This is a genomic window from Candidatus Chloroploca mongolica, from assembly GCF_004762035.2.
Classification (GTDB): Bacteria; Chloroflexota; Chloroflexia; order Chloroflexales; family Chloroflexaceae; genus Chloroploca; species Chloroploca mongolica.
On sequence record NZ_SIJK02000011.1, the window covers coordinates 61,291 to 84,147 of the forward strand.

The 22,857-nt window shown below is 57.6% G+C and carries 20 protein-coding genes and 2 tRNA genes; 11 read left to right on the top strand and 11 right to left on the bottom strand.

The features are described 5' to 3' along the window. The first annotated feature begins 16 nt into the window (after nt 1-16). Both EYB53_RS08220 and EYB53_RS08225 read left to right on the top strand, forming a co-directional pair. A complete protein-coding gene (locus tag EYB53_RS08220) occupies nt 17-928 on the top strand; it encodes an MBL fold metallo-hydrolase (protein WP_135477721.1) in 912 nt (303 codons plus the stop codon). Then, nucleotides 925-1,767: an MBL fold metallo-hydrolase gene (locus EYB53_RS08225; protein WP_135477722.1), complete on the top strand. Its 843-nt coding sequence runs from the start codon at nt 925-927 to the stop codon at nt 1,765-1,767. The genes EYB53_RS08220 and EYB53_RS08225 overlap by 4 nt, the downstream gene beginning before the upstream one ends. Nucleotides 1,768-1,814: 47 nt before the next feature. Here EYB53_RS08225 and EYB53_RS08230 read toward each other — a convergent pair whose 3' ends face one another. From EYB53_RS08230 to EYB53_RS26030, 4 genes are all read right to left on the bottom strand, one after another. Continuing rightward, a complete protein-coding gene (locus tag EYB53_RS08230; protein WP_135477723.1) occupies nt 1,815-2,030 on the bottom strand; it encodes a hypothetical protein in 216 nt (71 codons plus the stop codon). 18 nt (nt 2,031-2,048) lie between these two features. Continuing rightward, on the bottom strand, nt 2,049-3,020 hold the full coding sequence (rsgA, locus tag EYB53_RS08235; protein WP_254150972.1) for a ribosome small subunit-dependent GTPase A: 972 nt from the start codon (nt 3,018-3,020) through the stop codon (nt 2,049-2,051). Continuing rightward, nucleotides 3,001-3,279, bottom strand: coding sequence for a hypothetical protein (locus EYB53_RS08240; RefSeq protein WP_135477724.1), 279 nt, complete (start codon nt 3,277-3,279; stop codon nt 3,001-3,003). The genes rsgA and EYB53_RS08240 overlap by 20 nt, the downstream gene beginning before the upstream one ends. 198 nt (nt 3,280-3,477) lie before the next feature. Next, on the bottom strand, nt 3,478-3,600 hold the full coding sequence (locus EYB53_RS26030; RefSeq protein ID WP_256439679.1) for a hypothetical protein: 123 nt from the start codon (nt 3,598-3,600) through the stop codon (nt 3,478-3,480). A 278-nt stretch (nt 3,601-3,878) separates the two neighbouring features. On the opposite strand from EYB53_RS26030, the gene htpG reads away from it, so the two are divergent. Beyond that, on the top strand, nt 3,879-5,762 hold the full coding sequence (gene htpG, locus EYB53_RS08245; protein ID WP_135477725.1) for a molecular chaperone HtpG: 1,884 nt from the start codon (nt 3,879-3,881) through the stop codon (nt 5,760-5,762). A 66-nt stretch (nt 5,763-5,828) separates the two neighbouring features. Here htpG and EYB53_RS08250 read toward each other — a convergent pair. Beyond that, nucleotides 5,829-5,904 (bottom strand) — tRNA-Ala (locus tag EYB53_RS08250). A 10-nt stretch (nt 5,905-5,914) separates the two neighbouring features. Then, nucleotides 5,915-5,990: transfer RNA gene (locus EYB53_RS08255), tRNA-Ala, on the bottom strand. A gap of 118 nt (nt 5,991-6,108) precedes the next feature. Between EYB53_RS08255 and EYB53_RS08260 the strand changes: the two genes are divergently transcribed. Further along, nucleotides 6,109-7,284, top strand: coding sequence for an Rv3626c family coenzyme F420 biosynthesis-associated protein (locus EYB53_RS08260; protein ID WP_371879085.1), 1,176 nt, complete (start codon nt 6,109-6,111; stop codon nt 7,282-7,284). A gap of 75 nt (nt 7,285-7,359) precedes the next feature. Here EYB53_RS08260 and EYB53_RS08265 read toward each other — a convergent pair whose 3' ends face one another. Then, on the bottom strand, nt 7,360-8,877 hold the full coding sequence (locus EYB53_RS08265) for an SLC13 family permease (RefSeq protein WP_167857310.1): 1,518 nt from the start codon (nt 8,875-8,877) through the stop codon (nt 7,360-7,362). 407 nt (nt 8,878-9,284) lie between these two features. Between EYB53_RS08265 and EYB53_RS08270 the strand changes: the two genes are divergently transcribed. Both EYB53_RS08270 and EYB53_RS08275 read left to right on the top strand, forming a co-directional pair. Beyond that, a complete protein-coding gene (locus EYB53_RS08270) occupies nt 9,285-10,298 on the top strand; it encodes an SPFH domain-containing protein (protein WP_135477727.1) in 1,014 nt (337 codons plus the stop codon). Next, nucleotides 10,295-11,200 (top strand): SPFH domain-containing protein, encoded by a 906-nt coding sequence (locus EYB53_RS08275; protein ID WP_135477728.1) that lies wholly within the window; start codon nt 10,295-10,297, stop codon nt 11,198-11,200. Before EYB53_RS08270 ends, EYB53_RS08275 begins: the two co-directional genes overlap by 4 nt. A 76-nt stretch (nt 11,201-11,276) precedes the next feature. Here the strand turns inward: EYB53_RS08275 and EYB53_RS08280 are convergent, their stop codons facing one another. Further along, nucleotides 11,277-11,693, bottom strand: coding sequence for a methylglyoxal synthase (locus EYB53_RS08280; protein ID WP_135477729.1), 417 nt, complete (start codon nt 11,691-11,693; stop codon nt 11,277-11,279). 223 nt (nt 11,694-11,916) lie between these two features. Then, nucleotides 11,917-12,336: a YccF domain-containing protein gene (locus tag EYB53_RS08285; RefSeq protein WP_135477730.1), complete on the bottom strand. Its 420-nt coding sequence runs from the start codon at nt 12,334-12,336 to the stop codon at nt 11,917-11,919. A gap of 242 nt (nt 12,337-12,578) precedes the next feature. Here EYB53_RS08285 and EYB53_RS08290 point away from each other — a divergent pair, with 242 nt between their 5' ends. The 3 genes from EYB53_RS08290 to EYB53_RS08300 all read left to right on the top strand — a co-directional run bounded on the left by EYB53_RS08290 (nt 12,579) and on the right by EYB53_RS08300 (nt 15,660). Beyond that, a complete protein-coding gene (locus tag EYB53_RS08290; RefSeq protein WP_135477731.1) occupies nt 12,579-14,186 on the top strand; it encodes a carboxyl transferase domain-containing protein in 1,608 nt (535 codons plus the stop codon). 255 nt (nt 14,187-14,441) lie between these two features. Beyond that, the gene (locus tag EYB53_RS08295; protein WP_135477732.1) at nt 14,442-14,942 is read left to right on the top strand and encodes a Crp/Fnr family transcriptional regulator; all 501 of its coding nucleotides are present in this window, start codon (nt 14,442-14,444) and stop codon (nt 14,940-14,942) included. 7 nt (nt 14,943-14,949) lie between these two features. Continuing rightward, nucleotides 14,950-15,660: a response regulator transcription factor gene (locus tag EYB53_RS08300; protein WP_254150973.1), complete on the top strand. Its 711-nt coding sequence runs from the start codon at nt 14,950-14,952 to the stop codon at nt 15,658-15,660. A gap of 81 nt (nt 15,661-15,741) precedes the next feature. Here the strand turns inward: EYB53_RS08300 and EYB53_RS08305 are convergent, their stop codons facing one another. Together EYB53_RS08305 and EYB53_RS08310 are read right to left on the bottom strand one after the other, a co-directional pair. Then, complete coding sequence (locus tag EYB53_RS08305; RefSeq protein ID WP_135477733.1) at nt 15,742-16,641, bottom strand: R2-like ligand-binding oxidase; 900 nt, start codon at nt 16,639-16,641, stop codon at nt 15,742-15,744. Between the two features lie 111 nt (nt 16,642-16,752). Further along, the gene (locus tag EYB53_RS08310) at nt 16,753-17,961 is read right to left on the bottom strand and encodes a L,D-transpeptidase (RefSeq protein ID WP_254150974.1); all 1,209 of its coding nucleotides are present in this window, start codon (nt 17,959-17,961) and stop codon (nt 16,753-16,755) included. 283 nt (nt 17,962-18,244) lie between these two features. Between EYB53_RS08310 and EYB53_RS08315 the strand changes: the two genes are divergently transcribed. Further along, on the top strand, nt 18,245-19,462 hold the full coding sequence (locus EYB53_RS08315) for a CpaE/TadZ family protein (protein WP_135477734.1): 1,218 nt from the start codon (nt 18,245-18,247) through the stop codon (nt 19,460-19,462). A 27-nt stretch (nt 19,463-19,489) separates the two neighbouring features. Then, the gene (locus EYB53_RS08320; protein WP_135477735.1) at nt 19,490-22,735 is read left to right on the top strand and encodes an ATP-binding protein; all 3,246 of its coding nucleotides are present in this window, start codon (nt 19,490-19,492) and stop codon (nt 22,733-22,735) included. Nucleotides 22,736-22,857: the final 122 nt, after the last annotated feature.

The following is a 22,857-nucleotide window of genomic DNA, read 5'->3' on the forward strand; positions in this document are numbered from 1 at the left end:
CTTCTGGATCGAGGGCATGAGAGTACGTATCTGGGGAACCCGTGGCTCGTACCCGGTAGCACATCGTTCAATGCTTCGTTATGGAGGCAATACAACGTGTGTCGAGGTGCGTACCACTAATCGGTGCATTGTGCTTGATGCGGGGACGGGACTGCGGCTGCTGGGGGAAGCGCTGGCGGCTGAGTCTGCGCCGCCACGGCAACTTGACCTGTTGATGACCCATACCCACTGGGATCATATTATTGGTTTTCCTTTTTTTCAGCCCATTTATCAACCAGAGTACCGCATTGATATCTTTGGTATGGCTCGTACCCAATCGACGCTGCGTACGACGATTGCCAATGCCTTGACTGATCCGTTGTTACCGATGAGTCTCGAGGATTTACGGGCCGAATTACACTTCCACGAAATTGATCAGGGATCTTGTTTCAACCTTGGTTCGGTGCAGGTAAGCACGGCACGGACAAATCACCCGTACCGGGCGCTCGCGTATCGTCTGGAGACCGAGGCAGCGAGCCTGGTTTTTATTCCTGATACGGGGCCATTTCACACCGTACTTTTTGGTGATGAACGGATCAACTGGCGAGGGCGGCCGACTGATTCGGATGTAGAGTTGCAAGAACTGGCCGCCATGCGTGAGGCGATTATTGAACTCGCCCGTGATGCGGATTGGATGCTCTATGATGCTCAGTTTACCGATGCTCAGTATGCGCAGTTTCCCCACTGGGGGCATAGCACCGCAAGTCAGGCGCGTGAGATCGCTGAAGCAGCAGGCGTACGCGAATTATTACTCTTTCATCATGATCCGCACCGATCGGATGATGAAGTTGACCAGATCCTCGCCGAGCAGTCAGCCCTAGCCAGGCCACCCCTTGTGATCCGCGCTGCCTTTGAGGGAATGGTACTAGACAAAGAGGAAGCGCTATGAAGCTTCAGTTCTGGGGGGTGCGTGGGTATGTGCCAACCCCGGGGGCGGCGTATCTGGAGTATGGGGGCAATACGTGTTGTGTCGTGATCTATGGTGCCCACGACGAATTGCTGGTACTTGATAGTGGAACCGGCTTTTGTCGCTTTGGCGATGAGTTGATGCAACGGGAATTTGGCGAAGGGCGGGGTGAGTTGACCCTGTTGATCAGCCATACGTACTGGGATCACCTGCTAGGCTTGCCGTTTCCGGGGTTGGTTCACACACCGGGCAATAAACTAAAAATTTATGGCCCCGACAGTACCCGCGGTTCCTTGCGCATGGTTTATGATGGCATTCTCTCGCCGGTCTATTCACCAGTCTATGGCCTGGCGCATATGGCGGCCACGCATAGCTTTGAGCCGATCTCAACGCATCCCCTTCAGATCGGAAGGCTGACGGTACGGGCGATGCCGCTGTCGCAGCACAAGCATTCGCCAATCTGGGCCTATCGGATCGAAGAGCACGGGCGAACGGTGGTCTATATGACCGATGTGCGCTACAGTGATGAGCAGATCTGGCGGAAGGCCGTGCATTTTGCCGAGGGGGCGACGGTGCTGATCCACAGTGCCCCGTATACGCGGGCCGAAGAGGTCGAAGATTATGGGCATAGTCGCGTCGAAGATGCGATCGAGGTGGCACAGCAAGCGCGGGTTGAACAACTCTTGCTCTATCACCATGCACCAACGCGTACCGATGCCCAACTCGATGCCCTGGTGGCGCAGTACCGGGCTGAACTCGTGGCGCTAGGGTCGTCGTTGCGACTTGAGGCGGCCCGCGAGGGGCCGATCCTTGAGGTCTAAGTGAGATGCTTGGGGGCCGTAGGCCCCCAAGCATCTCACCTATGCGCTTAGCGCGACTGTTTGCGTTCGCGCATGATGCGGTTGACTTCCTTGCCCCATTTGCGACCCTCTTGACGGCGTTGCAGGGCAACCGGGTTGATTGGCCGCTTTTCTTTTTCTTCACCGCCCCGCTCTTCACGTTCGAGCAGTTCGTCCGTCTCTTCGATCAGATCCAGAGCGTCCAGGTTATTCAGTTCACGCAGATTGATGCGAATTTTCGGCATGATCAGTTCTACTCCCGTTTAACTTTCGCCCTGGCGCAGCCTCACATAGCTGTCGTAGCGGGCGTGATCAATCTTGCCAGCGGTCACAGCGGTACGAACGGCGCAGTCTGGTTCGTGAATATGGCTACAGCCAGCAAAATAGCACTGGCCGAGGTAGGGACGTAGTTCGCGATAACACCAGTCGAGCTCTTCGGCAGGGACTTGCCAGAGGCCGATTTCGCGAATGCCGGGGGTGTCGGCAACATAGCCCTTGTCAGGTAGCTCGAGGGCGATCAACTCGGCAACGGTGGTGACATGGCGACCTTTGTTGAGCGCTGTGCTGATGGTTCCCGTGTCGAGGTGGAGGTCGGGTTGCAGCGCGTTGAGTAGGCTTGATTTGCCGACCCCGGATTTGCCGGTGACGACGCTGATGCGCCCGGCGAGGGTGTCGCGGACTGCCTGCAGGCCCTGCCCGGTCTGATTTGAGACATAGAGTACACGGTAGTTGATGTGTTCGTAGGGGGCAAAGAGTTGGGTCGCAACCGCCTGATCCACTAGGTCAATTTTGGTCGCGACGATAATGGCTTCAAGGCCGCTATGCTCGCAGATCACAAGGTAACGATCGAGCATACGAGGCGTAAAGGCGGGTTGGGCGCATGCGAATGTGAGCAGAACCTGGTCAACATTCGCCACGAGGACATCTTCTTTATAGGCACCTCGTGTCCCGGCGGCGCGGCGGGCGAGTTTGGAGCGACGCGGGTAGACGCTTTCGATCGCACCTTCGCCGTTGCCGACAAGCGTAATTTCAACCTGATCGCCGATGACGGCGATATCACTCGACTGGCGTTCGCGTTTCAAACGCCCGCGAAGCTTGCAGATCACCGTCTCGGTACTGGTCTGTACCCAGAAAAAGCCACTCTGGGCGCGCAAGACCGTACCGAGCAAGCGATCCGGGCGAGTTGGCGTCTGCTCTGTGCTGCTCATCATTGCCTCAAGCTTCTGGCTGTTCATGGATACGCAACTCCAGCTTGGTAACGCCAAGGATATCAAAGGCAAAGGTGAGTAGATGATCGATCAAACCCGGTTTTGCCTCTTCTGGATGGAGATTTATCATTGCCTGCGAGGGGGCAGAATGGCCCTGGGCAGGGGAATATTGATGCAGTGAGCCGTCACGCTCTAAAATAAGCAAGGCTGACCTCCCCATTGGGATGTTGTCGAGTTCCTCCGATGGCGTGCGCGTGGTCATTTCTGCAACATCAAGCTGTATCATAGGATGGCTCCTGCCTGTTTGTGGGTAGATTATTTGGCTGGTGGTTGTACCAGCTAAAACAAAGGTGCTTGCTGCGGACTCGTTGTCAAGACAAAAAGGCCGTGGGTGCTGGGCACACCACGGCCTTTTTTGATCAAAAAAGGCTGCGGGTGCTGATCAGCCACCCACAGCCTGTTGCTCATCGTATCAGGGGAGTTGTTAGCTCCTGAGCAGGCGGAATGGGATCTGGCTGACCCTCTCGGTGGCGCGGGCAACAACGACCCGAACCACAAGGCCCGTATCGGCAACGCCGACGTTCGCACTGTTGATTCCTATTGTCATGTTGCGTGCTCCTTCCGTTCCGTCTCTGCATTATTTCATCGTTACTATGCGCAAGGATAACATAGGCCAGAGGGCTTGTCAATGGGCTTTTGCTCGGTCTTCAGGCTGAACTATATATAGTTTGTTAGTCTCGTGTTAATGTGATTCTAACACTTCGTGATCTATAGTACATGCTGGTGGGCACCGTAGGTGCCCACCAGCATGACGTTGAAAAGTGAAGGATGGGGATGCGGTACAATAGGGAGAATTATTTTTGAAAAAGCAAGGAGTGCTGGTATATGACGACCGAGCCGACTGAGGTGCCTCAGGTCGAGGCGAAGACCTTCAAGGCCGAGGTGCAACAGGTGTTGCAAATTCTGGCCCATTCGCTCTATACCGATCGTGAGATTTTTCTGCGTGAGTTGATTTCGAATGCATCGGATACGCTTAATCGGATGCAGTTTGAGATGCTGACCAACCGTGATGTGCGCGATCCCGAAGCCGAACTGGCGATCTGGTTGAGTGCCGATAAAGACGCACGGACGGTGACGATCACTGATGCCGGGACGGGTATGACCCGTGAGGAACTGATTGATCACCTTGGCACGATTGCCCAGTCGAGTGCGCGTGCGTTTGTTGAAAAGACCAAGGACGCCAGCAAGGCGACGGCGAGCGAGATGATCGGCCAGTTTGGCGTTGGTTTCTACTCAGTCTTTATGGTCGCTGATAAGGTGACCGTTGTGTCGCGTTCGTACCGTCCCGAGGCCGAGGCCGCCATATGGGAAAGCACGGGTGACGATCGCTACACCATTGGTTCGGCTGAACGTGAAGAACGCGGCACCTCGATTACGCTCCATTTGAAGGAAGATGCTGCCGAGTTTGCCAATGATTGGCGTCTCGAACAGATCGTGAAACGACATTCAGATTTTGTTGCCTTTCCCATCTATAGTGGTGACCGGCAGATCAATCAGCGCAAGGCGCTCTGGCGGCGCGCTCCGCGTGAGGTCGAAGCCGAGGAGTATCAGAATCTCTATCGGCAATTGACGTTCGAGCCAGACGAGCCAATGCTGCATGTGCATCTTTCGACTGATGTGCCGGTTGATTTGCATAGTGTGCTCTTTATTCCTGGCAAACGCGAGCGTGGCTTGATCGAGCGCCGGATCGAAGGCAAGGTTCGACTCTATTCGCGCAAGGTCTTGATCCTCGAAGAGGCGAAGGATCTGTTGCCTGCCTACTTCCGTTTTATCGAGGGTGTGGTTGACAGTGAAGACTTGCCCCTGAATGTATCGCGTGAGAGTGTGCAGTCGTCACCGGTGATGCAGCGCATCCGGAAGACGTTGACGAGCCGGTTGCACCGCGAGTTGAATGATCTGGCTGATAAGGATGCGAACGCATTCAAGGCCTTCTGGCAAGAGTTCGGCGTCTTTATCAAAGAGGGTATTGCCACTGATTACGAAAGTCGGAACGAACTGCTCAAGCTATTGCGCGTTCAGACGACCCGGAGCGATGGCGAATTGGTAACCCTGGGTCAGTACAAGAGTCGGATTATTGATGGGCAGCAAGAGATCTACTATGTGCTGGCGGCGAGTCTCGAAGCTGCTGCGACGAGCCCACACCTTGATCCGTTCAAGGCACGGGGGATCGAGGTCGTGTTGTTGACCGACCTCATGGATGGCTTTATGCTTTCGGGGTTGCGTGAATACGAAGGCTTGAAGCTGCGCAATGTTGATGAGGCCGACCTGGAATTGCCGGGCGAGGTGGCAGCGCCAGAACCACAGATTAGCGAAGCGCAATTCACGCCGCTGGCCGAGCGCCTGGCTGCGATCCTGGGTGAAAAGGTCAAAACCGTGCGCGCGTCGAAGGTGTTGCGTGACAGCCCGGCGCGCCTGGTGAGTGACGACGATATGATGGGGCGCGAAATGCAGCGGATCCAGCAGATGCTGGGACGCGAAGCTGACGCGGCACCGCGCATTCTCGAGTTGAACCTGAGCCACAACCTGGTCGCAGCGCTGGCGCAGCGGGTCGAGGCTGATGTGAACGACCCGATTGTCACCGCCGCCGCCGAGCAGCTCTACGATAATGCCCTGTTGATCGAGGGCTTGCACCAGAACCCCGCGGCTATGGTACCGCGGATTTTGCAGCTACTCGAAGCAGCGGCGCGTACGCAGCCGGATCAGGCATAAAGCCCGCTCATCAACAGACAAAGCGAGACGCCGAGCATTTTGCTCGGCGTCTCGCTTTGTTGCTTGTGGTGGAGCCATGGGGGTTCGAACCCCAGACCTCAACACTGCCAGTGTTGCGCTCTCCCAACTGAGCTATGGCCCCGTTGTGTGTGTGGTGGAGGCGAGGAGGCTCGAACTCCTGACCTCGACAGTGCGATTGTCGCGCTCTCCCAACTGAGCTACGCCCCCGCACGCACTCAACGAGTATAGCATGGGGTAGGGAGGCTGTCAAATGATTGGACAGGGTTCGGGCATCCGTGCTACACTGGCTGTTATTATGTTGGATTTCGCGAGAAAGGAAATCGTCGTGGCGAAGCCTGGAACTGATCTACGTCGTCTAGGCGGTATGCTCCTGATCGGGGCAGTCGCTGGCGCCGCCGCACGTTATTATATGGAGACGCGCACACGCGCTGAGCGTCAGCAGACGAGTCTGATTGACTGGGATCAAGCGCGGGCCATGGCCTTGCGGGTGTCGCAATGGGAAGAGGCACCGTTGATCGAGCGATCGTTTCGCGAGGCGCAGTATCTGCGTTTGGTGAAGCAGAGTGAGCCACTGATTGCCGAATACCTCGGGGTAGAATTGCCCGAGCCAATCAACCGGGTGTATGTTCATGATCGGCGCGAGTGGCTTGAGGCGAACTTCACTTCGTTTGAGCATCTCTTTCGCCCGATCGAGGCGATCTACGAGCGCAACGCAACGCAGAACAGCATGGCGATGCTCTTCAGTGACGTGAACAGCAAACTGCTTGGCTTGCAAATGGGCGGGTTGCTCGGTTTTCTGGCCCGACGGGTGCTAGGACAATACGACCTGAGCCTGTTGTCGCCTGATCCGGCGACGGGCGGGGCGCTCTATTTTGTTGAACCAAACATCGCCCGGGTGCAGGGGCAACTGGGGTTGAACGACGAAGATTTTCGGCTCTGGATTGCGTTGCATGAAACGACGCACGCCTTTGAGTTTGAAGCGTACCCGTGGGTACGTCAGCATTTCCGTGACCTGTTGCAACAATACTTTGATCAGTTGAATGATCAACTCGAAGGATTGGGCCTCAACTTGCCGCAGCTCTTGATGCGCCTTATCCAGAATTGGGGTTCGAACGAGCACTGGATCGAGATGATGCTCACCCCGCAGCAACGGGTCATCTTTGAGCAACTCCAAGCGTTGATGTCGCTCGTTGAGGGATACGGCAACCACGTGATGAATGCGGTAGGCAAACGGCTCTTGCCGAGCTTTGAGCAGATCGAGCACCGGGTGGCCCAGCGGCAATCAACCCGGACGATCATCGAACAGGTCTTCAACCGGATCACCGGCATGGATCTCAAGCTTGCGCAGTATCAGCAGGGTGAAGCCTTTGTCAACGCGGTCACCCAGGCGCGTGGGCAGGCCTACTGTGCGCGGGTATGGGAGCGTGTCGAGCACCTGCCCACGATGGAGGAGATCAAGCAGCCTGCGCTCTGGATCGCACGCATGGATGCGACGGGATAAGGGCCAGGGCCTTACAAAGAATGCTTGGCCCCCAACAAGTCAGCGTAGCTGACTTGTTGGGGGCCAAGCATTCCCTCACAACCCCCACACGAAGGGCATCAGCCAGTAACCAAGCACGGTGATGAGGACAATGCTGGCGAGGTTCAGCCAGAGACCCGCGCGGGCCATCTGTGGAACCGTGACGGCACCGCTGCCAAAGACAATCGCATTGGGTGGCGTAGCAACGGGCAGCATAAAGGCACAGGACGCGGCAATTGCGGCCGGGGCCATCAGCAGCAGCGGATGCATCCCGGCGGCCATCCCCAGGGCTACCATCACTGGCATCAGCATGGTTGCGGTAGCGGTATTCGAGGTGATCTCGGTGAGGAAGATCACCATTGCGACCACCACAACGAGCAAGAAGAGATTGGGGAGCGAGCTAAACGCACTGAGCGACCCACCGAGCCAATCAACGAGGCCCGACTTCTTGAAGGCATCGGCGAGGGCCAGACCACCCCCAAAGAGCAGCACCACGCCCCACGGCAGCTTTTTCGCATCTTCCCAGGTGAGCAAGAAGGTTGGCGCTCCTTCTTGATTGCGTGCGGGAAGGGCGAAGAGGACCACCGCCCCGATCAGTGCGATCACGGCATCATTGACCATCGGAAAGAGCGGGGCAAGCAGAAAAGGCTGGACGATCCAGGCTAACGCCACCGCACCAAAAACGACCAACACCGCACGTTCGGCATAACTCATTGGCCCGAGTTGCGACAACTCACTGCGCACCACATCAAGCCCACCGGGGATCTCCTGATTGCTGGCTTTGTAGGCAATCCTGGTGAGGTAGAACCAGGTTGCCAGCAACCCAACGATGGCAAAGGGCACACCAACAAGCATCCACTCGGCAAACGTAATCTGATAGCCAAGCAACTCGCTGGCGGCGGCGGCAAGCACAATATTGGGCGGCGTGCCGACAAGGGTCGCAATGCCACCGATCGACGCTGAATAGGCGATCCCGAGCATAAGCGCGGTACCGAACCCGAGGCGACTGCCAGTATCCTGATCGACGGCTTTGCCATCACGTTTGAGCAGATCGGTGAACTGGAGGATCACGGCGGTGCCCATGGGCACCATCATCATTGCCGTTGCCGTATTCGAAATCCACATCGAAAGAAAGCCCGTCGCGATCATAAAACCGAGCACAATGCGGGTTGGGCTGCACCCGACCACGGTAATGATCCGAAGCGCGATCCGGCGATGGAGTGACCAGCGCTCGAGGGCGAGCGCAATCATAAAGCCACCAAGAAAGACAAAGATCAGCGGATTGGCATAGCCGGGCGAGAGTTCGGCTGGACTGAGGGCACCGGTAAGCGGAAGCAACACGAGTGGCAACAGCGAGGTAACGGGAATCGGGATGGCCTCGGTCATCCACCAGATGGCAATCCAGAAGGTTGTTGCGGCAACCTTCTGGCCTTCAGGCGACATACCGGCGGGTGCGGGCAAAAAGAGCACAAGGGCAAAGAGGAGAGGGCCAAGAATGAGGCCAATGAGCCGTACCGGGGTGTAAGCTGAGGTTGCCATTGGACCAACACGCATCGAAGCAGAGATCTGAGCCATGGTTACGCGCCTTCCACTGCGCTGAGCCGGAACGCATCCATCGCGTTCTGGTCTCATCGACGATCCTATTTTCGAGCAAGGGAACAATAGGTTTTACTATATGGTGTGATTAGGAAAGAAAAAAGCTTATAAACGGCCATTGAGCGTTAGTACTTGGCAACAATTCAAGAGATGAAAATATTTCTTTTGTAAAAAGTTCGTTAGTAAACCTTTGGCAACCGTGCCATTTCTGTAGTTTATTATACCGCTTTGTGGGGGGGCGTACTTCACAAAGGTGCTGCCTGTGGTATATGATAAGGGTGGGCGCTTTGCCCTGACCTCTCGATTCACGTTGTCTTGCACGAAACAAGGCTGGCCGCGATGCAGTTCGCCTCGGCGACAACCTTAAGAGGAGCAGTGACCACATTATGAGTGCAGTTATTATCGGGATCATGATGGGCTTCATCGGATGGTTCGTGGTGCGGTATATCATGTTGAGTTTCTATACCGTGAACCAGAATGAGCGTGCGGTCAAGACGATTTTTGGGCGTGCGGAACGTCTACCGGCGAGTCAGGCAGCAGAAGATCCATTCACGGAGTTTTTGCGGCCCGAGGAGCGTGAGCGCTATCGTTATCCGCAGGTGCGGGTGATTATGCCGGGGGGGCCGTACTTCAAATGGCCCTGGGAGCGTATTCACAAGGTGTCGATTGCGACCCAGACGATCAATATGGCTCTGGATCTTGAAGATCCCAAGGCCAATGGCGGTGGGACGTTTCTGGAAGCAGTGACGAAAGATCAGCTGAATGTCGGTTTGAAGGGCCAGATTCGGTATCGTGTCTCCGAGCGCCATCTGTATCCATATTTGTTTGGGGTCAAGAATCCGGTGGTGCATGTGATGGGCTATTTCATCTCGATCCTGCGTGAGCGCATTGCGAACTTCGAGGCACCTACGCCACTCGGTGTGTTACCGCCGATTACAACGGAACTCAGTGCATCTGCTGTTGACTCGAGCATTGTTAGCGGGGTGTCGATCAACGATTTGCGCAAGAATCTACGTGATCTGAACGAACATATGGATCGTGAGTGTCTCTCGTCGGCGGTGCGGTATGGCATTGTGCTTGATGCTTCACTTATCACCGAGATTGATGCGCCACGCGAGGTTGAGTCGGCGATGGCGGCAATCAATACCGCCCACAACCAGGTCTCTTCGGATATCAGCCTGGCCCAGGCGGGGGCTGACCAGACCATTGTGCAATCGAAGCGGGCGGTGGAAATCGAAACCCTCAAGGCCCAGGCTGAAGTCGAGCCGCTCAAAGCACTGGCCGATCAACTTCATCAACTTGATATCAGTGGCCCCGGCGCGTTGGATGCGTATCTCCGCAATGTGCGCCTGAACCTCTTCCGCAAAGCTGAGCGTGTCATTATGGAGGTGGAGCGATGATCTGGCTATCTCTCTCGGTGGCGGGGGTGACGTTTCTCCTCCTCTTTATCCTGGTGCCGCTCTTCCTCGGTTTTGTGCGGCTCTTTGGCATCTACACGGTTGTGCGCGAAGGGACGTGCCATGTCTACACGCTCTTTGGCAAAGTTGTCGGCGTGATCCGCGAGCCAGGCCTGCATATCCTATTGCTAGAAATGGGTCCCCAGGCGTTGATTATCAACTTCTTTGGGCGTTGCGATGTGCTCGATATGCGCCTTGATCAGCGGTATCTGCGCAGTCAGCCGGTCAACTCGGAAGAGGGCGCCCCAATGGGGATCGGGGTCTGGTACGAGATGGGGATCAGCGACCCGATTTCCTATCTCTTCAAGAACGCCGACCCGCAGGGTTCGCTGGCAGCGAATGTGAGCAACACGGTGGTGCGGACGTTGAGCAATATGCCCCTGGCCGATATGCTTGAGAACCGCCACCCGATGAGCCAGGTAGTGCGCAGCGAGGTCACACCCAAATCACAAGAATGGGGCTACCAGCTTGGTTCGGTCTATATCCGTAAAGTCCACTTTCGCGATGTGGGTATGATCCGCCAGATCGAGGCAAAAGTGGTGAATCGGTTGCGCCAGGTGACCTCGGCGATCAGCCAGGATGGCGTGAATCAGGTAAGCATTATCTCCAGCACAGCCGAGCGACGGGCGGCGATTGAGTTTGCGCGTGCGCAGGCGATTCGCCCGCAGATCCTCGGGCAGGCGCTACGGGAAATCAGCGCCGACCCGCAAATCGCCAATACACTCTTTACGATCCTGGAACTGCAAAATGTCACCGAGAGCGGGGCAGAGATTACGCTGATTCCGCCCAAGAGCCATCTGTTGCGTGAATTGCTGGTGACAGAGCCGCCGCCCGGGAAGGGCTAAGGTGAAAATGCTGGTGCAGGCGCACGAGGCTAGCAAAGCTAGTCTCGTGCGCCTGCACCACCATGGTTCTTGGGGTCTAGCTCTGGGCTAGTTCGAGGAGGCTTAAGGGTTTGCCCATCACCGGCAGCAGATCGCCGACGGTGATGAGGCAATCGGCGGTTGCGACGTTGGTTGCCAGCGGCACGTTATGCACGTTGCAGAGCCGCATGAGCATCTGAATATCGGGATCGTGTGGATGTTTGTCGAGCGGATCGACGAGAAAGATGACCGCATCAACTTCGCCGGTGACGACGAGCGCCCCAATTTGCGCATCGCCGCCATACGGTCCGCTCGCCATACAGCGGACTGGTAGGCCCACCTTTTCGCTGAGCAGCTTGCCAGTGCTGGCGGTGGCGACTAGGCTATAGGTTTTCAAGCGTTCGCGGTTGTAGGTTGCAAAGGCAACCATATCGGCCTTTTTGCCATCGTGGGCAATTAACGCAATAGTTGGCATAATGGATCCTCCAGATAAAAAAGAAGAGGAGCGCCCAGATCTGGGCGCTCCTCTTTGAGTTTTGCCAAACAATTGGCTCACATTGTCTGCTTGCCTTGCCATCAACACCGTGACGGCTTAGCGAGCATAACATGGGCGCTGGGCCTCGTCAATGACAGAAGTGTGATAAACAGGTTGCCTGGGTCGGCCACGCAACCTGTTTGCGTGTGGACGGAGGGCTGGCTTAGCTGCGCGCCAGGGTGATCACCGCAGGCACGCGGTCGAACATCAAGAACCCGATGGGCATACCGATAATGACCGTACAGAGCGCCCATGCCGCCGCAAGCCAGAGGGCACTGAACCACCAGCCAACGAGCAAGAACCAGATCGCCCGGATCAAGAAGGGGCGCTGCTTGACATCGGTATGGTAGATTGAGCCATTTTCAGCCACAACCAGACTGCTGCGTTGCGGGCGCAAGGTCGTTACCTGCGGCAGCCGGTTGAGCATCCAGAGACCAAGCGGCAAACCAATAATTGTAACACTCAAAACCCATGCGATTGAGGCCCAGATGGCACTAAACCAAAGACCAAAGAAAAAGAAATAGAGTATCCGTAGCACGAGGTGAACCCCGCGCTCGGTTTGATAGACCGTTTGCGCTGCCATTGTCAAGATCCTTTCAGCATCTGTGTTTTCGCTCCACGGTGTGTATGACGATGGATGGTGGGCAAAGGTTGCATGTTCCGATAAGATGCCAGCGAAGCTGGCATCTTATCGGAACCATATATTGGGAGCCTACTGCGGGTCCTATGCCGGCAGGCACAAGTTGGCTGAAGGCGAAAAGTCTGCTACAGTAAGGCAGGCTTGCTTCTGGGATGTATCAATGATGAAAGACCCCCTACACGCTTATGTCACTCATTCATAGTCATGTGCATACGCACAGTGCCGAGTTTCGCGAGAATGCCGAGTATCATCGTGGCCTGGCAGAGGAATTGCAGGCGCGACTGGCAGAGGCGGCGCAGGGCGGCAGCGATGAGGCGCGCCGTAAACACACCGAACGCGGCAAATTGCTGGCTCGTGAGCGCGTCGATCTTTTGCTTGACCCTGGTACTGCATGGCTCGAGATTGGCCCACTGGCCGCCTATGAGGTGTATCCCGATGCTGTCCCGGGTGCCGGGGTGGTGGCGGGGATCGGGCGTGTCGCTGGGCGCGAGGTGATGATTGTGGCGAATGATGCGACGGTTAAGGGGGGGACATATTACCCGTTAACGGTCAAGAAGCATCTGCGCGCACAGGAAATCGCGCTTGAAAATCATTTGCCGTGCATCTATCTGGTGGATAGCGGCGGGGCTTTTTTGCCGATGCAGGCGGATGTTTTCCCTGACCGTGACCATTTTGGGCGGATTTTTTATAATCAGGCGCAGCTTTCGGCGCGGGGCATTGCGCAGATCGCCTGTGTGATGGGATCGTGTACGGCGGGTGGGGCGTATGTGCCGGCGATGAGCGATGAGGTGGTGATCGTCAAAAATACGGGGACGATCTTTCTTGGGGGGCCGCCGCTGGTCAAGGCGGCGACGGGCGAAACAGTCACTGCCGAAGAACTGGGTGGGGCCGATGTGCATACCCGTCTTTCGGGGGTTGCGGATCATTTTGCCGCCGACGACCGCGAGGCGCTGGGCATTGTGCGCGATATCGTGGCGCACCTTGGCGTACGACGCAGCCCGCCGTGGGATCTGCGCAGCCCTGAGCCACCACGCTACGATCCCGAAGAACTCTATGGCATTCTGCCCCGCGATAGCCGTAAGAGCTACGATATCCGCGAGGTTATTGCGCGCCTAGTTGATGGCAGTCGCTTGCACGAATTCAAGACCCGTTATGGGACAACCCTGGTCTGTGGGTTTGCGCATATTGAGGGCATTCCGGTCGGGATTCTCGCCAATAACGGGATTCTCTTTAGCGAAAGCTCGTTGAAAGGGGCGCATTTCATCGAATTGTGTGCCTCACGCAACATCCCGCTCCTCTTTCTCCAGAACATCACCGGCTTTATGGTGGGACGGCAATATGAGAATGGTGGCATTGCTAAAGATGGTGCCAAGCTCGTTACTGCGGTAAGCTGTGCAAATGTTCCTAAATTCACCGTGGTTGTTGGGGGTTCATTTGGCGCGGGCAACTACGGCATGTGTGGGCGGGCCTACCAACCGCGGCAACTTTGGATGTGGCCGAACGCGCGCATCAGCGTGATGGGTGGGCAGCAGGCGGCGATGGTGCTGTTGACCGTGCGGCGTGAAGCGCTGCAGGCGCGAGGTCAGGATCTGACCCCGGAAGAGCAGGAGGCGTTTATGGCACCGATCCTGGCGCGCTACGACCATGAAGGCAGCCCCTACTATGCCACCGCACGGCTCTGGGACGACGGCATCCTGGTGCCACCCGACACCCGCAAGGTTCTGGCGCTGGGCCTCGCGGCGGCGGCAAACGCCCCGGTGGAGCCGACGAAGTTTGGGGTGTTTCGGATGTAGGGCGTGCGGACGAAGCAGCATCAGGCGTATACTGCAGGGCTGGCGCGAAGTCCCAGTAGGGTTAGAATAGTGTCCGCAGATTACGCAGATTACGCAGATGCGGACGCTCTAAATCTGCGTAATCTGCGTAATCTGCGGATGATCAGGAGGACTTTGCATTAGCCCTAGCGTATGCTGCCTCTCCCAGAGAACAACAAGATCCTTGTGGTATACTGAATCGCCACAATGCAGCAATGTGGCGAGGAGGTACGGGACATGAGTACAGGTCAGAGTGTGCTTGATCACCTCCGGAGGATCGAGATTTTTCAAGGACTCACTGATGTTGAGTTGCTTCATGTTGCTGCTGTGTGCAAAGTGCGTCGGTTGGCTGATGGTGCCGATGTTTTTCGCGAGGGTGATGCTGGCGATGAGATGATGATCATCCTCGCAGGTTGCGTCAGGGTGGCGCTGACGACGCGCCAGCCAGATGGGACTGTGACACCCAATACGATCAACATGCTCTATACGGGGCAGAGCTTTGGTGAGATGGTGTTGCTTGGTGGTGCGACTCGTTCGGCTACGGTGACCTGTGTTGAGGCAACGACCCTGCTGGTGCTGACCGAGCATGATTTTGCCCAGATCTGCGAGCGCAATCCACGCATTGGCTATCTCGTGATGCGCAATATTGCGGCTGATCTGGCCTACAAGCTCCGTTCGTCCAATCTGCTGCTGCGCGGCAATATCCGCTGGCAACACGGTGAGCTTGGCAAACATTGATTCTTTTATGCGTATGCAACAGATCATGCTGGTGGAAGATGAAGCCGCGATTGTCACCGCGATCCGTGAGCGCCTCGAGGCCGAGGGTTTCGCGGTGACGACGGCGGCTTCCGGTGAAGCGGCGTTGCATTTGCTCGACACGGTGACGCCCGAGCTTTTTGTGATTGATCTGGGCTTGCCCGGTATGGATGGGTTCGAGTTGTTGCGCCAGTTGCGTACCCGCCTGATTGATGCGTCCGTGATTATTCTGACGGCGCGTGGCGACGAGATCGACCGGGTCGTTGGCCTTGAACTTGGGGCTGATGACTATATGGTCAAGCCCTTTTCGTTGCGTGAACTGGTCGCCCGTGTGCGCGTGCTCTTTCGGCGGATGGCAGCGGTGGCAGCGCTGCGCGCCCAGGTCGCCGAGCAACCCGCTGCACCCGCCGCACGCACTGATCTCAGCCTCGATCCAGTGCGACGGAGCGTTGCGCTGCACGACCAGCACCTTGTCTTGCGCCCCCGCGAATTTGCGCTGTTTGAACTGCTCTTCCGGCATCCCGGCCAGGTCTTTACCCGCGAGGCCCTCTTGCGCCAGGTCTGGGGGCAGGGGGCTTTTTTTGATACGCGCACCGTTGATGTGCATATCCGGCGCCTCCGTAGCCGCCTTGCCACGCTTGACCCTGACCTCGCCGAACGCCTGCAGACCGAATGGGGGGTGGGGTATCGTTTTGTTTAGGGCTGGCGCCCTAAAAACCCAGGGTTGTGCTGGCATCGTTCGCCAGCATACCCCTTTTACGTGGGGGCCGCAGGCCCCCACTTACCCATCGTCGTCGGCGATGTAGCGTTCGGCGATCTGTTCGATGTCGGCGAGGCTTTTGCCACAGGCTGCTTCGACGCGATCAAGGCGTTTTTGGAATTGGCCCAGCGCGTAGGTGCTGAAGGTTTCCAGCTCTAGGCCAAACGGCATCGTTTCGTAGCTCGAAAAGATTTCGTCAATGACGCCCATGGCATACATCACCAGGTCGTTCATCCGCGTTTCGATGTAGGGCCAGATGTCGTTGTTGGCCGCAATCAGCCGTGAGAGCAGGTAGACGCCATAGGCGATGTGGCGCGATTCGTCCTGCTTCAACAGATAGATGCCCTGGCGCGTACCCGGCATCAGGTCGTTGGCTTCGAGCATGGTGAAGTAGGCGTGGTACCCTGTCTCGGCCAGCACGCCTTCGACAATCATGTTGTAGGTCAGTGAGGCGTCGGCCTGCGCAAAGGGCGAGGGATCGTCAATCAAGCGTCCCATCGCCGTAGGCAAGGCTTCGTAGACCAGGGCGCGGTAACTCGGTGAGTGATAGCGGCTCAGATCGTGGTCACTCTGCGCGACCTCGTCGAGGAAACGGGCAAAGAAGTCGGTATGTTTGGCCTCTTCAAACAGAAACGTGGTCAAAAAGAGCTCTTCTTCGACGCGGCCTTCGCGGGCGATGATCTGGATCAGCGGCAAGAGGTCGAGGGTCACCGCCTCTTCGCCCGCCTGGAAGAGCGCCGTCAGACGCAGCAAGAGATCCTGCTCGGGGGCGCTCAGCCTTTGCCAATCAGCGGCATCGCGGGTCAGATCAAGCGTACTCGGGTTCCAGATGCCCAGCCGTTTCGCCTTTTCAAAGAGGCGCATCGGTGGGCTGTCGCGGCGCAGGCCGCGGGTGGTAGTGACAAAGTTTTGATGGTTCATTAGGATCCTTTCGTAAAAGCGGTTGTATGCTTGCTCGCGGCTACGCCGCGAGCAAGCATACAACCGCTTTTACAAATGACGGCAAGCGAAGCTTGCCGTATGCGCGCTTCCTTACCAACGGACGGTGACGGGGGTGCCGGTGGGGGCCCATTCGTAGACCCAGGCGGCTGCGTTGAGCGGCAGATTGATGCAGCCGTGACTTCGCCGTACGCCGGTGCCAAACTGGTTGTGCCAGTAGGTGCCGTGCAGCGCCACGTCGCCGACGATGTACATGGCGTGAGGTACGTTGGGCACGTTCCAGCATTCGCCGCCAATGCAGCCAGACATTGTTTGTGACCGGACCTTCGCGTAGATCGCATAGCGTCCAACTGGCGTATTGAAGCCGTCGCGTCCGGTGGAGACCGGGGCATCGAAGACCATCCGGTCGCCTTCGTAGGCATAGAGCCACTGGTCACTCAGGTCAACAATGATGCCTTTGCCGCCACGCGGGGATGGCGCCGGCGACGCGGGGGCCGGGACTGCCGTAGGGGCCGGGGCGCTTGCGGGGGCCGGGGCTGCGGGTACGGCTGTCGGTGGTATGGCTGTCGGTGGAACCGCCGTCGGTGGCAGCGGCGTTGGGATCGGCAGAGGCTGGCCGTAGTGATCAACAACGCTTGCCCCCGCCGGATCGACCGCCGCTGTCGGAAGGCCACGCAAGAGGGCCAGGTCGCGCCCAAGGCTCCCGATCTGAACCAACGTCCCCGCTTCACTGGCTCCAGGGTAGGCTTCGAGGCGCGCTCGTTCGAAGTACTGCACCAGCGCCATCTGCGTGCCAATATATTCCCAGGCCGGGTTGCTTATCGGCAGGCCAAAAACATCCAGCCCGCCCATTGTCTCCCAGAAAGACAAAAAGGGCTCGCCAACGGCATACCCGGTCGCGGGAAACAGACGAGCCTCGGGCTGCCCAAGCACGACCGGGTCAGGGGGCGCAAACTCTTTCCACAAGGCTTCAGCATACTCGGCCCCGAGCCGACCGCGCAGGATGGCTCCATCGTAGGCGGGATGGTATTCGAGTCGTCCATATTCAAAGTATTGCACCATCAACCCATGCTGCTCGAAGGGCTCGGTCAACGGAGCACCGAGGGTCTGGGACCCATTGCTGCTGCGCCAGTGATTCAGAAACCCATTCGCATTGCTCAAGCGGTGCCCGGTAGCCGCAAAATAGAGCACGTCTTCCTGGGCGCGCCCTGCCGTGGGAAGGGCAAACATCCCGACGGCGACACCGGCACATATGCTAAGCAAACAGACAACAAAAAACGATCGGGTAAGCCGTGGGAACATAGGGTGACTCCTGAGAGGGGAAGATATGCGTCAGGCGTGCGGCGGGGGTATTCTAATACTTCGATTATAGCTTCTGGTGGAAGGTTGTCAAGGGTTTTGCCTGCGGCGCGTGGTTGGGCCTGCGGCCTGTGCTTGTGCAAGGCTGGCGCTTGCATCGCTTGACAAAACGCCCGCGTCGCGGGCGTTTTGTCGAGCGAAAGAAAGCTTCCTGAGTAGATCACAAAGTGGTAATAGAGATATGCTACAGTATAGCTAGGATACACAAAGATCTGGAGAGTGGAGCATGGCACAGCGCATCCTGGTGGTTGATGATAGTATGATGAACCTCAAGACCATTGAGTTGGCTCTGGTGTCGGGTGGTTTTGAGGTTATTCTGGCCCCGGATGGCCGTGAGGGTCTGCGTCTGGCTGAGTCAATTCGCCCTGATTTGATCATTCTCGATGTCGAAATGCCAGGGATGGACGGCTACGAAGTCTGTCGGCGTATCCGTCGCTCGTCTGCCCTCGCGACGCTTCCGGTGATGATGTTGACGGCGAATACGTCGTTGCACGAGAAAATCCAGGGTCTTGAGGCTGGTGCCGATGATTATATGGGCAAGCCGTTTGAGACCGAGGAGTTGCTTGCGCGGGCGCGGGCGCTTCTGCGCCGTTCTGTGATCAGCATTCAACCGCAAGAGCAGTCCAGTGGCAAGGTGATCGCGTTCTTTTCGCTCCGCGGTGGCGTGGGGGTTTCGACGCTCGCCGTGAATCTCTCGGCTGGCTTGGCGCAACTCTGGAATGGGGGCGTGGCCCTCGTTGATATGGTCTTTACGGGTGGGCATAGTGGCTTGATGTTGAACCTGCCGTTGCGTTATAGCTGGGGCGATCTTGCTACGAAGAATAGTGAGGAAATTGACGCCGATACGCTCGACCATATGATGCTGAGCCATGCGTGTGGTCTGCGGGTGCTGCCTTCGGCCCCCCGTCCCGAGGATAATGAGCCAATCAATGGCGAACTCGTCTCACGGGTGTTGAAGGTGCTGCGCTCTTGTTACAACTATGTCGTGCTCGATATACCCCATAGTTTTAGCGAACCTTCGCTTGCGGCGCTTGATGCGGCGGATGAGATTATCCTGCTCATTGCCCCCGAAATTGGTTCGGTCGTGGCCGCAACCTGCGCGATGGATGTCTTTGCCCAGCTGGGCTATGATCCCGAAAAGATTAAATTGCTGATCAATGTGACCTTTGAGCGCGGTGGTTTGCCACGCAAAGATATCGAAAAGGCACTCGGTCGTAGCCTTGATACGGCCATCCCGTTTGCCCACGATCTCTTTGTGAGTGCCCTCAACCGCGGTGCGCCTCCGGTTCTCGAAATGCCGACCAAGCCGCTCGGCATTCTGCTCGAAGACTGGGCTTTTTATTTGAGTACCGAAGCTGACCGTCATCGCCCGGCGGCGACTGGTTCGCCCGCCCATAAACGTGTTCATCAGCGCCAACTTCAGCGGCAGGGGGCAAAAGCCTGAGGTCTGGCTGTGCTACGGAGCCGTCTTATGTCAGAGTCTTCCCATGGTATCTTCCGTGTTCCCCGTGGGCGCGTTCACCGCCTTCATCGTAAGCTTGAGGTGCTTGAACAGCGCTATGAAGAACTAGACGCACGGGTCAGACGGAACAAAGAGGACCAGAATCGTCTAACTTGTGCACGTACGCGTATCGGTGCCGCTGATGGCCTTGATGCGATCCTTCAGACCTTTGCGACCACTGTCTTTGAGGTCGGAGGTTTTGATGGGGTGACGCTCTATGTGCATCAGGCCCAGACCCTTGCCGTCAAGCATCGTCTCGGTGCTGATGTTAGTTGCTGGGACGATAGCCTCGCCGAGAGTCCGATTGGTGCGGTGGTGCGGACTGGCGAGCCGTTGCTGATCCCTGATGCCTGTCAATGTCGTGCGGCGCCGTCCCCTGATCCGCTCTCGCTGGCAGTGCTGCCGATCAAGGGTATTGATCGGCTCGTTGGCGTCCTTGCGGTGGTGCGCCACGAGGCTGGTACGTTGACCGACGGTGATCTCCGCTTTCTGAACACGCTCTGCGATGATGTCGGCAAGGCGATTGAGCGCACGCGCTTCCGCGGCGATCAGCAGCGGGTGGTACGCGAAACCTTGTTGCTCAACCGGATGATGAGTGTGATCGCGACGGCCCCCGATATGCGGCAGGCACTCCAGCGCATCTGTGTCGATCTTGCCAATGCCTTCGATGTCCCCCAAGCGCTCTGCGCGCTGTTGAATGAAGATCGGACGGCGCAGATGGTTGTGGCCGAGTATCGTGATGAGACCGGGCCTTCGGTGATTGGTTCGGTGATCCCGATTCGGGGCAATCTCTTGACGCAGGATCTGATCGCTCGCCGTGAGACGGTTGCGATTGCTGACATCTATCTTAGTTCCCAACGTGAACCCAATGCCAATGGCGCAAAGTTGCGCCGCAAGGTTTCGTTGCTGATCGTGCCGGTCTTGATTAACGATACGGTCATTGGGACGATCGGGCTCTCTTCTCCCCAGACGCGGGTCTTCAATGCCGATGAGATTGCGCTGGCCGAGCGGGTCGCCACCGCCGTGGGCCAGGCCCTGACCAACCTGCAACTCAAAGAGGCCGCCGAGGCTGCGGCTCAGGCACGCAGCGAGTTCCTCACCAATATGAGCCACGAGATCCGGACGCCGCTGAATGCGGTTATCGGGATGGCTGGCATGCTCGCTTCGACCCCGCTCAACGAGGCGCAGCGTGAGTATGTTACGACGATCCGCAACGGCGGCGAGACGTTGCTCAGTTTGATCAACGATATCCTTGACTTTTCCAAGATCGAGTCGGGCAAGCTTGAACTCGAGCAGATGCCGTTTGATCTCGAAGAGTGTGTCGAAACGGTGCTCGATATGGTTGCGGCCACCGCTGCGACCAAGAAACTCGATCTTACCTGCCTGATCCAACCAGGTGTGCCACGGATGCTGTCGGGTGATATTGCCCGGATTCGCCAGATTCTTTTGAATCTGCTTGGCAATGCGGTCAAGTTTACGGCGCAAGGTCGTGTCACCCTGACGGTGCGCGCTGCCGAGCACCTGCCGAATACGATTGATTGGTCAAGTGATTGGTCTCAACCGACGCCAACCGAGATGCAGTTGACCTTTGAGATCCAGGATACCGGCATCGGCATTCCTCCCGAGACGATCGACCGGCTCTTCCAGGCGTTCATCCAGGCCGATGCCAGTACGACCAGGCGCTATGGCGGCACGGGCCTCGGGCTCGCGATCTCCAAGCGGCTCTGTGAATTGATGCACGGCCAGATTGGTGTGTCGAGCGAGGTTGGGGTCGGCAGTACCTTCTGGTTTACCCTTACGCTCCCGCTTGTTCGTGATGCGTGTCAGGCTGAACTTGACCAGGACGGGCCGAGTCTCTTTGGGCGTGAAGCGCTGATTGTCGAACGCAATCCCGCAGCACGTCAGATGCTGATGTACCACTGCGAGCACTGGGGTGTGGTGGCGCACCCTCTCGCTTCAGTGTCAGAAGTCCACGCCTGGCTGGTCGAGGGGCATCCCGTTGACGTTGCCTTGATTGGGACTATCTGTGAAGAACCCGAGCGAACCAGGGTGCTCCAAAAGCTCTGCCATCATCTGGAAGCAACCAGGACGGCTCTGATCCTGATGGTTGCCCCTGGCTCGCAGGCATTGCCAACGCAGCATACATACCTCTTCTTGCGTCGCCCAATCAAACGGGCCGCCCTCCATCGTACCTTACTTGAAGCCCTGGGTCTGGTGTCACCCCAGGCGCAGACGCACGAGCTTGATGCGCTTGAAATTCCCAGGCAGCAGGCACGAGCCCATGTTCGGCTGCTGCTGGTCGAAGATAATGCCGTCAACCAACTGGTGGCTGTGCGCATGCTTGACCGCCTCGGCTACCATGCCGACCTGGCGGCCAATGGCCTCGAGGCCCTCGATGCGCTAGAACGCCAGCCCTACGATGTGGTCTTGATGGATCTGCAAATGCCCGAGCTCGACGGGATCGAGACAACGAAACGCATTGTCAGCCGGATGGAACCCTCGCAGCGCCCGTATATCATTGCCATGACCGCGAATGCGATGAGTGGCGACCGCGAGCTTTGCCTATCGGCTGGCATGGACGACTACATTAGCAAGCCAGTACGGATCGAAGCACTTGATGCCGCCCTGATGCGGCATGAAGCGTTGCAGGCCCCCGAAGCTCAGCCTGACCCTGGCCCCGTTGCGGCACCAGAGAGCGACTGGCAACTCTTGCCTGATCCTGACAGTGACTCCTCGTATGCGTCACTGGGTGACTCCTCGTATGCGTCACTAGACGACCCCTCGTATGCGTCCCTGGCGGGCTCCTCGTATGAGCCAGTTGCCGAGCCGGTGGCCGAGCCAGCCCCTGTTATGCCATCGGCTTCGGCCTATATCAACCGCGCAACGCTCGAGCTCCTCGGGACTATTCAGGGGGGCAGTGACACCGCGATGATCGTCCAGTTCATCACGCTCTTCCTCTCGGAAGCGACCAGCCTGCTCGAACAGTTGCGCCAGGCGATTATCGATGACGACCTGGCCCGCATTCGCCGGGCGGCCCATACGCTGAAATCAACCAGCAAACTGGTGGGTGCCGAACCCCTGGCAGAAGCGTCGCGCATCCTGGAAGAAGAGGCCCGCGCCGACGCGATCAACGACATCCAGGGGCACCTCGCCAAGATCGAGCAATTGCATGCCCTGACAATCCCCGTATTAGAAGAGATCCGCGTTTCGCTGTAGGGGCACGGCTTGCCCGTGCCCTGCGTTGGTGGCACACGGGCGTGGTGGGGCACGGGGGCGCGTGGTCGGGGCACGGCTTGCCCGTGCCCTGCGTTGGTGGCACACGGGCGTGGTGGGGCACG